This is a genomic window from Pseudogulbenkiania sp. FW507-F1 (assembly GCF_058781125.1).
Window position 1 is genome coordinate 69,852 of record NZ_JBYSWM010000010.1, and the last position, 12,728, is coordinate 82,579.

Genomic DNA, 12,728 nt, shown 5'->3' on the forward strand with positions numbered 1-12,728 from the left:
AGGTGCGCCTGATCGAACTGTTCGTGCGGCGCCATGTGCTGGCCTTCGTGCTGTCGGCGGTGGTGGTGCTGTTCGGCGTGGTGGCCTACCAGCGCATCGGGGTGGACCGCTACCCGGCGATCGAGCAGCCGGTGCTGACCGTGAGCACCCGCCTGCCCGGCGCCTCGCCCGAGGTGATCGATCAGAGCGTGACCCAAGTCATCGAGGCCGCGGTCAACGGCATACCGGGTGTCGACATCCTGGATTCCACCTCCTACACCGGGCGTTCCTCGGTGACCATCCTGTTTGATCTCGACAAGGACATCAACGTCGCCTTCGCCGAGGTGCAGAGCAAGATCGAGCAGGTGCGGCGCAGCCTGCCTGAACAGGCGGAATCGCCGGTGATCAGCAAGACCGACGACAACGCCTCGCCGATCCTGTTCCTGGCGCTGACCGGCGACCGCACCGAGCGCGAGCTCTACCTGTTCGCCAACAACGTGCTGAAGAAGCAGCTGGAAACCATCGACGGCGTCGGCGAGGTCGGCATCCGCGGCCGGGGCGAGCGGGTGATCCGGGTCGAGCTGGACCCGGTGCAACTGGCCGCCTACAAGCTCACCGCCAAGGAGGTGCAGACCGCCTTCGCGCGCGAGCACCGCCAGGAAGCCGGCGGCTACCTCACCGACGGCCCGCGCGAATACCTGGTCGACCTCGACCAGGAATTTCACAGCGTGTCGGCGCTCAAGGGACTGGTGATCGGCTGGTACGGCCAGGCGCCGGTCAAGCTGGGCGACGTGGCGCGGGTGATCGACGGCGAGGCCGACGTGCGCGCCCTGAGCCGTTTCAACCATCAGCCCTGCGTCACCATCGGCATCGTGCGCATCCCCAACACCAATACCGTGGCCATCGTCGATGCGGTGCTGAAGCGGCTCGACACCCAGATCCGGCCGACGCTGCCGCCCGGGCTGCGGCTCGACATCGCCGGCAACTCGGCCGATTTCATCCGCGAGATGGTGCGCGCGCTGCAGGAGCACCTGCTGGAAGGCACGCTGCTGGCGGCGCTGGTGGTGTGGGTGTTCCTGCGCAACTGGCGCGCCACGCTGATCGTGGCGCTGGCGATTCCGGTGTCGCTGCTGGGCGCCGTCGCGGTGATGTATTTCCTCGGCTATACCTTCAACGCCATTTCGCTGCTGGCGCTGCTGCTGCTGATCGGGGTGGTGGTGGACGACGCCATCGTGGTGCTGGAGGCGATCCACCGCCGCGAGGAAAACGGCGAGGACCCGGTGCCGGCGGCGATCCATGGCGCGCGCGAGGTGGTGTTCGCGGTGGTGGCCGCCACCCTGGCGCTGGTGGCGATCTTCCTGCCGGTGGTGTTCCTGTCGAGCACCGTCGGCCGCCTGTTCAACACCTTCGCCGTGGTGGTGTCGTGCGGGGTGCTGGTGTCGCTGCTGGTGGCGGTGACGCTGACGCCGATGCTGTGTTCGCGCTTTCTCAAGGCCCAGCCGCGCCACGGCCGGGTGTTCCGCGGTTTCGAGCAGGTGTTCGAGGGCCTGGAGCGGGTCTACAAGGTGATGCTGTCGTGGGCGCTGCATCACTCCTGGAGCGTGCTCGTCGCGGCCATGCTGCTGGTGGTGGCCGGGCTGACCTCGCTGAGCCAGCTCAAGGTCGAGTTCTATCCCAAGGAGGACGAGGGGCGCTTCCAGATGTCGGTGAAGGTCCCGGTCGGCGCGAGCCTGGCGTACAACGACGACCGCACCCGTCTGATCGAGAAAAAACTGGCCCAGATCCCCGAAGTGGACGCGGTGCTGGCGGTGGTCGGCGGCTTCAGCGGGCGCAACGCCTACGATACGCGCCTGGTGGTCAGGCTCAAGCCGCGCGCCGAACGGCGGCACAGCCAGGACGCGGTGATGAAGGAGGCGCGCAAGAAGGCGCGCAGCGTGCCGGGGGTCAAGGTCACCGCCTATCCCTACCCGCGTGCCGGGGAGAGCAGCGGCGGCCAGTTCAAGTTCAACGTGGTGGGGCCGAACCTGGACGAGGTCGGGCGGCTGGCGGACGATTTCGCCAACCACCTGGCGCGCTACCCGGCGCTCGGCAGCTTCGACCGCCGCGCCGAAAACCGCCTGCCGAAGCTGACGCTGGCGATACGGCACGAAGCGGCGGCGCGCGCCGGACTGTCCACGGCCGACCTGCTGGATGCGCTCAACCTGCTCACCAGCAGCGCCAAGATCGGCAATTTCTCCGACGGGGACGGCGAGCGCTACGAGGTGCGGCTGCAGGCCGCGGACTACGCCTTGAGCCGGCCGCAGGATCTGGAGGCGGTGTATCTGCGCAACGCCAGCGGCACGCTGGTGCCGCTCTCCAGCGTGGCGCAGGTGCAGCACCGTCTCGGCCCGACTCAGATCAGCCGCATGGGACAGATGTACTCGGTGGGGCTGGCCAGCTCGCCCGATCTGCCGCTGGCCGACGCCATGCAACTGGTGCGCCGCGAGGCGGCAACGTTCCTGCCGCCGGGCTACCGCATCGAGTTCCTCGACGAGGCGCGCGAGCTCGACCGCACCGGCGGCGAGCTGGTGTCGGTGTTTGTGCTGGCGTCGCTGATGCTCTACCTGATCCTCGCCGCCCAGTTCAACAGCTTCCGCCAGCCGGCCCTGATCATGTTGGCCGAACCGCTGGCGCTGGTGGGCGGCCTCTTGGCGCTGTGGCTGACAGGGCAGACCCTCAACGTCTACTCGGTGATCGGGCTGGTGCTGCTGATCGGGCTGGTGGCCAAGAACGGCATCCTGCTGGTGGACATCACCAACCAGTACCACGTGCAGGGACTGACCGTGGACGAGGCCCTGCGCGTGAGCTGCCCGATCCGGTTGCGCCCGGTGCTGATGACCACGCTCACCGTGATCCTGGCGATGCTGCCCGCCGCGCTCGGCCTCTCCGCGGGGGCGGAAACCAACGGGCCGCTGGCGGTGGCGGTGATCGGCGGGCTGCTCTTCTCCACGGTCCTGACGCTGTTGATCATTCCCTGCGGCTACCTGTTGCTGGAGCGGCACGGGCTGCGGCGCTGAGGCATGCCGGAGGGGGCGCCCCGGCTTTTGTATGCCGGACGCCACGTATTGCAGCTTGAAATGTGAAGCGTTCCCAAACACTGGCATGATGGCGGTGTCCAGGGGGTGGCGGGGAAACGTCGGCATGAAAGCGAGTTGGTACGTTTGGGTACTGCTGTGCGGGCTGTTTGCCGGGCCGGCCGCGACCGCGGCCGAGCTGCACGTCGCGGTCGGTCTGGCCAAGCCGCCGTATGTGGAAGAGGGCGGGCAGAGCGGGATGGAAGTGGAGATCGTGCGCGCGGCCTTGCAACAGGCCGGTTTCCAGCCGGTGTTCGAGGTCTACCCGCAGGCGCGCGGGCTGATGCTGCTGCAAAGCGGCCGCATCGACGCCATGCTGACGCTGGCGCCGGATACCCCGGTCGAGGCCTTTCGCTCGGCGCCGGTGTTGTATTACCGTAACCGTGCCATCGTGCTCAAGTCATCCGGCATCCGGCTGGAGCACCTCGCCGACCTGGCGCGCTACAGCGTGGCGGGGTTTCAGAACGCCCGGCTGCTGCTGGGGCCGGAGTTCACCGCGGTGATGGCCCGCCATCCGCGCTACGTCGAGCTTGCCGATCAGCAGATCCAGAATCGCCTGCTCTACCTGCACCGGGTCGAGGTGGTGGTGGGCGACAGCCTGGTGTTTCATCAGAATAATCGCGCGCTGGGGACGCGTCTCGACACCTCGGCGGAGCTGGCCGAGTTCGATCTCTTCCCGCCGTCGCCGCGCTCGGTCGGCTTCCTGCGCGAGGAGCAGCGCGACGCCTTCGATCGTGCACTGAAGGCGCTGCAGCGCAGTGGCGAGGTGGCGCGCATCGTGGCGCGCTACCGCGCCGCCTACGGTTTCGATTAAACGGTTTTGGGGTCAGCGCCGCGCCGGCTTCGCCAGCGCCTTCAGGGCGTGGGCGGCGGCGGCCAGGCCGAAGCTGGCGGTGACCGCCATGCTGGCGCCGAAGCCGGCGCACGACAGCCCCTGCGGGCCGCGCTCGCCGAGGTCGCAACTGGGCGCGTCGGGGTAGACCAGCTGTTCGGTGGAGAACACGCAGGGCACGTGCAGCTTCTTGCCCGGCTCGCGCGCGAAGCCGTGGTGGCGGCGCAGGTTGTAGCGCAGCTTGGCGAGCAGCGGGTCGTAGGTGACCTCGCCCAGGTCGGCGACGCGGATCTGCGTCGGGTCCATCTGGCCGCCGGCGCCGCCGGAGACGATGAAGGGCTGGCGCCGTTTGACGCACCAGGCCGCCATGGCGGTCTTCACGCGCAGGTTGTCGATGGCGTCGATGACGAAGTCGTAGCCCCGTCCCAGCATGTCTTCCAGATTGCCTTCCTCGACGAACTCCTCGATCTCGACGACCTCGCAGGCCGGGTTGATGGCGCGCACCCGTTCCGCCAGCACGCTGACCTTGGCGCGGCCGTAGTGCGGGTCGAGCGCAGGGAGCTGGCGGTTGGTGTTGGATTCGGCGACGTTGTCGAGATCGATCAGGGTCAGCTTGCCGACGGCGCTTCTGGCCAGCGCCTCGACCGCCCACGAGCCGACGCCGCCGACGCCGATCACGCAGACGTGGGCGTGGCGGAAGCGTTCCAGCGCCGCCGCGCCATAGAGGCGGGCGATGCCGCCAAAGCGGCGGTCGAGATCGGCATCGGACGGGTTCATCAACATCTCCGGCAAGGCGTCAAAGCGGCGAAGGATACTGCATGTGGAGTTGGTGGGCCATATATGGTCCGGGTCGACGTGGTGCGGCGCCGACAGTTTGTAGGATGGGTGAAGGTCGCCGCTACCGAAACCCAGCGGTGGATGTCGATGGGTTCCACTGCGCTTCACCCATCCTACGCTTCAGACGGCACTCGAACTCATCAGGCTCTTGGCGCTGCTCCGACAGTTCAGGACGGTGCATCGGCGTCTTCGAGCAGGTAATCGGCGAAGCGCATGATCACCGCACGCGGCTGGCTGCGTTTCCACACCAACAGCGTGGGTGCGCGTGCTGTTCCGGGAGGGAGGCGGTGGCGTGCCAGCGCGGCCTGGCCGGCGTACTGGTCGAGCAGTTTTTCCGGCACCAGCGCCACGCCCATGCCGGCGGCGGCGCAGCCGAGCATGGCGTGGTAGGAGGACAGCTCGACCTGGCGCTGCGGTAGGCGGCCGGCGCTGGCGAACCAGTCTTCCAGGCGCTGACGGTAGCCGCAGCCGGGCTGGAATGCCAGCAGGGTGTCGTGGGCGACGTCGCGGGCGTCGCGCACCGGCGGGTGGTCGAGCGCCGTCACCAGCACCAGCTCCTCCACGCCGATGAGGCGGCTGTCGAGCCGGGGGTCCAGCTCGCCGCCCGCCGGTTCGGCCACCAGCGCCGCGTCCACCTCGCCGCGCAGCACGCGCTGGCACATCGGCAGCGAGGGGCCGGTGGAGAGTTCCAGCTCGACCTCGGGGTAGTCGCGGTGGAAGCGGCTCAGCGGCAGCGGCAGCCGGGTGGCGGCGGTGTTTTCCATCGAGCCCAGACGGAAGCGGCCGGCCAGGCGCTGCCCGGCGAGGTCGTCGCGCGCGGCGGCGGCCAGGCCGAGCAGCTGGCGGGCGTAGCCCAGCAGGCGTTCGCCGTCGGCGGTGAGCACCAGCTGGCGCCCCTCGCGCTCGAACAGGTCGACACCCAGGTCCTGTTCCAGCTTGCGGATGCGGGTGGTGATGTTGGACTGCACGCGGTGCAGCCGCTCGGCGGCGCGGGTGACGCCGCCGGCTTCCACCACGGTGCAGAACACGGTGAGGTCGGAAAGATCCATCTCGATACGAGAACGGTTAAGAAGTAATTATTCATTTTACCGCATGGCCGCCGTCGCGCTACCTTGTCGTGCATGAACAGGGTGCAGGAGGGGGAGATGCGTCGCGGAATGCTGTTTGCCATGTTGGCCGTGCTGATCTGGAGCGGTTTCATCGTGGTATCGCGGCTGGGCGGGCGGAGCGCGCTGACGCCGTACGACATGGTGGCGCTTCGCTTCGGCGTCGGCGCCGTGCTGCTGCTGCCGCTGTGGGCGTGGCGCCGTACCCGGCTGCTGGACGGGCGGCTGCTGCGTCTCGGGCTGATCGGCGCGCTGGGCTACGCGCTGCTGGCGTACTGGGGCTTCCGGCTGTCGTCGGCGCTGCACGCGGCGGTGTTGTTGCCGGGCCTGCTGCCGTTCCTGGTGCCGCTGTGGCTGTGGCGGCTGCAGGGCGAACTGCCGGAGCGGGCCAAGCTGGTCGGGCTCGGCCTGATTGCCGCCGGCGTTGGCTGCGTGGCGGTGGAGAACTTCGCCGGCGCGGCGAGCGGCTGGGGCGATCTGCTCCTGGTCGGTTCGGCGCTGTGCTGGGCCTGGTACAGCGTGACGGTGCGGCGCTACGCCATCCACCCGATCGACGCCACCATCGGCAGCGCGCTGTGGGCGGCGCTGTGCTTCATGCCGGTCTACTGGCTGGCGCTGCCGTCCGGCCTCGCCATCGCCCCGTTCGGGGCCATCCTGCTGCAGGCGTTCTACCAGGGCGCGCTGGCGGTGGTGGTAACCATGCTGCTCTACCTGTACGCTGTCGAGCACATCGGCGCGGCGCGCATGGGGGCGATGATGGCGCTGGTGCCGGCCTTGTCCGGCGTGCTGGCGCTGTGGCTGCTGGCGGAACCGTTGTCGGGCTGGCTGCTGGCCGGACTGGTGCTGAGCAGCGCCGGCGCCTGGCTGGCGGTCCGTCCCCCGTCGTTTTTATCCACAAGGAGCTTTGCATGCCTTACGTCAACATCAAGATTACCCGCGAGGGAGCCACGGCCGAGCAGAAGGCCGAACTGATCCGCGGCGCCACCCAGCTGCTGGTCGACGTGCTGGGCAAGAACCCGGCCACCACGGTGGTGGTGATCGACGAGGTCGAGACCGACAACTGGGGCATCGGCGGCGAGACGGTGACGCAGCGGCGCGCAGCCGGGCAGTAGGGATTGCGGCTGGCGCTCGCCGGCTCGGCTGCTATCCTTCTAGGTGAGCCTGTCAAGAACGGCACCGACGTTCCGCTGGCGGCTCGTCCCTCCGTTCCCAACGTGGAGACAGACCCATGAAGCAGCAGCCGAGTTTCGACATCGACCTCGACAAACACTACAACCCCACCGTGGTCATCGCCTGCACCCAGTGTGGCCATGAAACGCGCCAGCATCTCGATACCCTGGCTCCGGACCAGGCCGCCGCCTTGCGTTGCGACTGCGGCGCCGACATTTCGCTGGACAGCACCGCGCTGGACAAGGCGCACCGTCTGGCGGCCGACATCAAGCAATCCTACCGTATCCATTAGAAGGACCAGCCAACCCTGTAAGCAGCGAGAACCTTCCGGTTCTGACAGCCGGCATGCGATGCTGGCACAATCAGGCAAGAGCCTGACTGAGAATTCGTTTCGACGGCGGCCACGAGTCGCCGTCGGTCATTTCACGAGCCGATTCCAGTAGCGAGCGAGCCCCTGCAGGAGGCGCGCCGTCGACGCTGTTAGGATGGGGGCGCAACGCGCAACCCGTCGCTCGATGGCGATGGGTGCCGGCACCGATGGAGCAAGGGTGCCTTCACCCCTCCTGTGCGCCCTCACGATGCGAGGGGCGGCCGTCTCATGGCATCGGCTCAGAGGGGATACCATGCAGTGGATTGATGTACGCAGCGACACCGTGACCCAGCCGACACCGGCGATGCGCCAGGCGATGTTCGACGCCGTGGTGGGCGACGACGTCTACGGCGACGACCCGACGGTGCAGGAACTGGAACGCGCGGCCGCCGAGCGTCTCGGCAAGGAGGCGGCGCTATTCGTGCCCAGCGGCAACTTCGGCAACCAGCTGGCGCTGTTGACGCACTGTCGGCGCGGCGACGAGGTGATCCTGGGCGACGACTGCCACATCGTCTGGCACGAGACCGGCGGCGCGGCGGTGATCGCCGGGGTGCAGTTGCGTACCATCGCCAGCCCGGACGGGGTGCTCAGCGCCGCCGAGGTGGCGAAGCGCATCCGTATCGGCGACGACATCCACCATCCGCACACCGGGCTGATCTGCCTGGAGAACGCCCACAGCAACGGCCGGGTGATTCCGCTCGCGGCGATGCAGGCGGTGGCCGAAGTGGCCGCTGCGCACGGCGTGCCGGTGCACCTGGACGGCGCGCGCGTGTTCAACGCGGCGACCTATCTCCAATGCGACGTGCGCGACATCACGCGTCACGCCGACACCGTGATGGTGTGCCTGTCCAAGGGGCTGGCGGCGCCGGTGGGCTCGATCCTGGCCGGTCCCGCCGGGTTCATCGCCCGTGCGCGCAAGAACCGCAAGCTGATGGGCGGCGGCTGGCGCCAGGCCGGCGTGCTGGCGGCGCCGGGGCTGATCGCACTGACCGAGATGAGCCAGAGGTTGGCCGAAGACCACGCCAACGCGCGCTACCTGGCCGAGCGGCTGGCAACGCTGCCGGGGGTGACGGTCGACCTCGCCAGCGTCGAGATCAACATGGTGTGGTTCCGCCTCGCCGACTCGGTCGACGTGGCGCGCCTGATGGCGGCGCTCACGGAGGCCGGCATCAAGGCCAATCCGCCCGAGGCGGGCATGATGCGCATCGTGACGCACTGGCAGGTCGGCCGCGCCGAGGTCGAGCGCGTGCTGGCGGCGCTGCAGCAGGCCCTGGTGGGCTGAGTGGTCCGCCGCTCCTCGCCGGCCGGGAGGCGCTGGCGAGGAGCCAGCGCCGCTATACATCCCCGGCAAGGCCGCTTTGCCGCCTGCCCGAACCTTTTCCGGAGTGTGCCATGCGCCCTGTTGTTGTCGGTCTTGTCCTGATGGCGAGCGTCTCGCTGGCCGCTGCGGCCGAGACCTTGGAAAGCGTTTCGCCCCGTGACGGGGTCGCCCAGCGTTTCCTGCTGCTCAAGCCGGAAGGGCCGCCGCTGGCCAGCCTGATTCTGTTCAGCGGGGGCGATGGCAATCTCAAACTGTCCGACGATGGCCGGCTCGGCAGCGGCGCCGGCAACTTCCTGGTGCGCACCCGTGCCCGCTGGGTGGCGCAGGGCTTCACGGTGGCGGTGGTGGATGCCCCGTCCGATCATGCCGCAGAGGGCCTGGCGGGGGATTTCCGCGGCACGCCGGCGCACGCCCAGGATATGGCGGCCGTGATCGACTTCCTGCGCCGGCAGGCCGACGTGCCGGTCTGGCTGGTCGGCACCAGTCGCGGCACCACCTCGGCCGCCTCGGTCGCGATCAAGCAACGGGACAAGGTGGACGGCTTGGTACTGACCTCCAGCATCGACCATGGCCGCGGCAATCTGGCGGATTTCAATTTGCAGCGGGTGACCCAGCCGGTCTTGCTGGTCCAGCACCAGCGCGACGAATGCCAGGAAAGCCGGCTGGACAACCTGCAGCCGGTGGTGGACAAGCTGACGGCGGCCCAAGCCAAGGAACTGATCGTGGTGGACGGCGGCAATAACCGTGGCGACCCATGCCAGCCCTGGGCCTGGCACGGTTACAACGGCATCGAGGACCAGGTGGTGTCGCGGGCCAGCGCCTGGATCAAGGGGCATCTGGCCCGGTAGCGGCATTTGGCGGCAAGGGCGCGGGGTGCTACCCTCGGCCCCATTGCAACCTTCGGCCAACCCGACATGCCTGACCACGACCCCCACCGCTGGCTGGAAAGCCTCGACAGCCCCGACGTCACCCGCTGGGTGGAGGCGCAGAACGAACGCACCCGTGCCCAGCTCGACGCCGACCCGCGCTTTGTCCCGCTCGCCGCCGACATCCTCGCCACCCTGCGCGACACGCGCCAGATTCCGTTCTTCGCCGAACACGCCGGCTGGCTCTACAACTTCCACCAGGACGAAGCCCACCCGCGCGGCGTCTACCGCCGCACCACGCTGGCCGCCTACCGTGCCAACGCGCAGGACTGGCACACCGTGCTCGACCTTGACGCGCTGGCCGCGGCGGAGGAAGTCGACTGGTATCTCGACGGCGTGTCGCACTACACGCTGCAACCGGCGCGCGTGCTGCTGAGCCTGACACCGGGCGGTTCCGACGCCACCGTGACGCGCGAGTACGATCTCGAGGCGCAGGCCTTCGTCGCCGGCGGCTTCGCCTTCCCCTACGGCAAGAACCACATCGCCTGGCGCGACCTCGACAGCGTGTTCGTCTGTCCGGCCTGGGAAGACGAGCAGCTGAGCCGTGCCGGCTACCCGCGCGAGGTGTGGCTGCTCGAGCGCGGCCAGGGCTGGGACGCCGCCGTGCCGCTGCTCAAGCTGCCCGAAGACGCCATGATGGCGGCCGCCTGGCGCTTCCTCGACGCGGATGCGACGCCGTTCGACATCGTCGAGGCTTCCGACTCGTTCTACAGCAAGACCTACTACCATGTCGCCGCCGACCGCGCGCTGACCGCCTTGCCCTTGCCGCCGAAGAGCGAGATCGAGGCCTACAGCCACGGCGACCTGATCGTCAAGCTGGCCGACGACTGGAACGTGCACGGTCAGCAGTACGTCGCCGGCAGCCTGCTGGCGGTGGCCTGCGACGCGGCGACCGGGCAAGTGGGGCGCATCGCCGCGCTGTTCGAGCCGGGCGAGCGCCAGTCGGTGGAAATGGTCGAGGCCACGCTGAACCTGCTCGCGGTGATCGTGCTCGACAACGTCAAGAGCCGGCTCGTCACGCTGCGCCGCGCCGGCGGCGAGTGGCAGCAATGCGCCAACCCGCTGCCGCAGGACGGCGTGATCGAGTTCGCCGACCAGCCGTGGCAGAGCGACGTGCTCTACTACAGCTACAGCGACTTCCTCACCCCGGCCGGGCTGTACCGCATCGACCTCGGCGGCGATGCGCTGCCCGAGGTGCTGCGCCAGCAGCCGGCGGCGTTCGACGCCAGCGCCTTCGTCGCCGAGCAGTGGCACGCCGTCGCGCCCGACGGCACCGCCATTCCCTACTTCGTGGTGCGCCCGCGCGACCTGCCGTTCGACGGCCAGGCGCCGACGCTGCTGTACGGCTACGGCGGCTTCGAAGTGCCGATGATGCCGTACTACATGGACAACTTCGGCCCGCAGTGGCTGGAGAAGGGCGGCGTGTTCGCGGTGGCCAACATCCGCGGCGGCGGCGAGTTCGGCCCGGCCTGGCACCAGGCGGCGCAGGGCGTCAAGCGCGCGGTTAGCTTCGACGACTTCGCCGCGGTGGCGGAAGACCTGATCGCGCGCGGCGTCACCTGCCCGCGCCGGCTCGGCATCGAGGGCGGCAGCAACGGCGGTCTGCTGGTCGGCGCCTGCATGGTGCGCCGTCCCGAGCTGTTCCACGCCGTGGTGTGCGAAGTGCCGCTGCTCGACATGCTGCGCTATACCGAGTTGTTGGCCGGCGCCAGCTGGATCGACGAATACGGCGACCCGGAAGATCCGGAAACGCGCGCGCAGCTCGCCGCCTACTCGCCCTACCATCAGGTGAGCCCCGAGGCGCGCTACCCGCTGGCGCTGTTCACCACCAGCGCCAAGGACGACCGCGTGCACCCGGCGCACGCGCGCAAGATGGTGGCCAGGTTGGCCGAACACGGCCACGACGCGCTGTTCATCGAGACCGACGCCGGCGGCCACAGCGGCAACACCGGCCAGCAGCAGACCGCGGCCGAACTGGCGCGCGTGCTGGTGTACCTCTACCGCCAGCTGATGGATTGAGGAAAGGTCCCGGGCGGCACCGGACCGCGCGGCAGCGGAGGAGACCGAACACCCCGGCGGCGGCCGGGGTGTTGTTTTTTGCGGTGCATCACGGGGAAATATGTATGCATAATGGATTTAACGTTATCCAAAAGGCATAATCGTTGGTTTTGACACAACCTCATCATCACGCCATGTCCACATCGCTTCGCCCCCTGTTGGCCGTCCTCGCCCTGGCCCCGGCCTGCAGTGCCTTCGCCGCCACGCAACCGGAATTCACCCTCGGCACCGAGCTCTACCACGAGAAGTACGAGGAGGAGGTCGGCGGCGCCAAATTCATGCAGGAAGAAGCCTGGATGGCCGGCCTCAACGGCTCGGCCCGCTTCTTTCTCGCCGACAATCACGCCGTCAAGTTCAAGGGCCGCTACGCCCAGGGTGAATCCGACTATACCGGCGGCTATAACGGCGGTCCGGGCTACGGTTCGCTGCGTATCGACGGGCTCGATCGTTCCGTCTACGAACTGCACGGCGCCTACGAATACACCTCGCCGTGGGAAGACCACCCGGTGATCTCGTCGCTCGGCCTCGGCTACCGCAACCTGACCGACCGCCTGGACCAGGGCGGGCCTGGCGGCTACAAGCGCGTATCGGAGTACTGGTACGCCACCCTGGCGTTCGAGTCGTCGTTCTTCCTCGGCACCTCCTACTGGCAGGCGACGCCGCGCGTAGCCTACAACTACCTGCTACAGGGCAAGCAGCATAGCTACCTGTCGAGCGGAGAGCTGCAGAACGATCAGAACAAGGGGCACGGTTTCGAGCTGGCGATGAGCTTCAGCCGCCCGATCAATCTCGGCGCGCGCAGCACCCTGTCGGTGACGCCGTTCTTCCGTTACTGGGACATCAAGAAGAGCGAGAGCATCTATACCCTGAATGGGGGTCTGATCTACGAGAACTACGAGCCCAACAACACCACCAAGGAATTCGGCCTGAACCTGTCGCTGGGCTTCTGAGACCACGGACGGACAACAAAACGCCCCGGCTTGCCGGGGCGTTTTTCATGCTGGCGGGGTGGTCTG

The 12,728-nt window shown here is 68.3% G+C and carries 11 protein-coding genes; 9 read left to right on the forward strand and 2 right to left on the reverse strand.

Annotated elements, in window-relative coordinates; all coding sequences use genetic code 11:
- The first annotated feature begins 2 nt into the window (after window positions 1-2).
- Together AC3WG5_RS08630 and AC3WG5_RS08635 are read left to right on the forward strand one after the other, a co-directional pair.
- Entirely contained in the window at window positions 3-3,035 is a 3,033-nt protein-coding gene (locus AC3WG5_RS08630) for an efflux RND transporter permease subunit (RefSeq protein ID WP_492568405.1), read from the forward strand.
- A gap of 124 nt (window positions 3,036-3,159) precedes the next feature.
- Window positions 3,160-3,906 carry a substrate-binding periplasmic protein gene (locus AC3WG5_RS08635; RefSeq protein ID WP_492568406.1) on the forward strand — a complete coding sequence of 249 codons (747 nt, stop codon included), beginning with the start codon at window positions 3,160-3,162 and terminating at the stop codon, window positions 3,904-3,906.
- A 12-nt stretch (window positions 3,907-3,918) separates the two neighbouring features.
- Here AC3WG5_RS08635 and AC3WG5_RS08640 read toward each other — a convergent pair whose 3' ends face one another.
- Entirely contained in the window at window positions 3,919-4,701 is a 783-nt protein-coding gene (locus AC3WG5_RS08640) for a tRNA threonylcarbamoyladenosine dehydratase (protein ID WP_492568407.1), read from the reverse strand.
- Between the two features lie 227 nt (window positions 4,702-4,928).
- Window positions 4,929-5,810, reverse strand: coding sequence for a LysR family transcriptional regulator (locus tag AC3WG5_RS08645; RefSeq protein WP_492568408.1), 882 nt, complete (start codon window positions 5,808-5,810; stop codon window positions 4,929-4,931).
- 96 nt (window positions 5,811-5,906) lie between these two features.
- On the opposite strand from AC3WG5_RS08645, the gene AC3WG5_RS08650 reads away from it, so the two are divergent.
- The 7 genes from AC3WG5_RS08650 to AC3WG5_RS08680 all read left to right on the forward strand — a co-directional run bounded on the left by AC3WG5_RS08650 (window position 5,907) and on the right by AC3WG5_RS08680 (window position 12,662).
- The gene (locus AC3WG5_RS08650; RefSeq protein WP_482583486.1) at window positions 5,907-6,839 is read left to right on the forward strand and encodes a DMT family transporter; all 933 of its coding nucleotides are present in this window, start codon (window positions 5,907-5,909) and stop codon (window positions 6,837-6,839) included.
- A complete protein-coding gene (locus AC3WG5_RS08655) occupies window positions 6,776-6,979 on the forward strand; it encodes a 2-hydroxymuconate tautomerase family protein (protein ID WP_492568409.1) in 204 nt (67 codons plus the stop codon). Before AC3WG5_RS08650 ends, AC3WG5_RS08655 begins: the two co-directional genes overlap by 64 nt.
- Before the next feature lie 116 nt (window positions 6,980-7,095).
- Window positions 7,096-7,329 (forward strand): hypothetical protein, encoded by a 234-nt coding sequence (locus AC3WG5_RS08660; RefSeq protein ID WP_008954724.1) that lies wholly within the window; start codon window positions 7,096-7,098, stop codon window positions 7,327-7,329.
- Between the two features lie 331 nt (window positions 7,330-7,660).
- A complete protein-coding gene (gene ltaE / locus AC3WG5_RS08665; protein WP_492568410.1) occupies window positions 7,661-8,689 on the forward strand; it encodes a low-specificity L-threonine aldolase in 1,029 nt (342 codons plus the stop codon).
- A gap of 110 nt (window positions 8,690-8,799) precedes the next feature.
- On the forward strand, window positions 8,800-9,576 hold the full coding sequence (locus tag AC3WG5_RS08670) for an alpha/beta hydrolase (protein WP_492568411.1): 777 nt from the start codon (window positions 8,800-8,802) through the stop codon (window positions 9,574-9,576).
- 66 nt (window positions 9,577-9,642) lie between these two features.
- Window positions 9,643-11,673, forward strand: coding sequence for a prolyl oligopeptidase family serine peptidase (locus AC3WG5_RS08675; protein WP_492568412.1), 2,031 nt, complete (start codon window positions 9,643-9,645; stop codon window positions 11,671-11,673).
- A gap of 173 nt (window positions 11,674-11,846) precedes the next feature.
- Window positions 11,847-12,662, forward strand: coding sequence for a hypothetical protein (locus tag AC3WG5_RS08680; protein ID WP_492568413.1), 816 nt, complete (start codon window positions 11,847-11,849; stop codon window positions 12,660-12,662).
- Window positions 12,663-12,728: the final 66 nt, after the last annotated feature.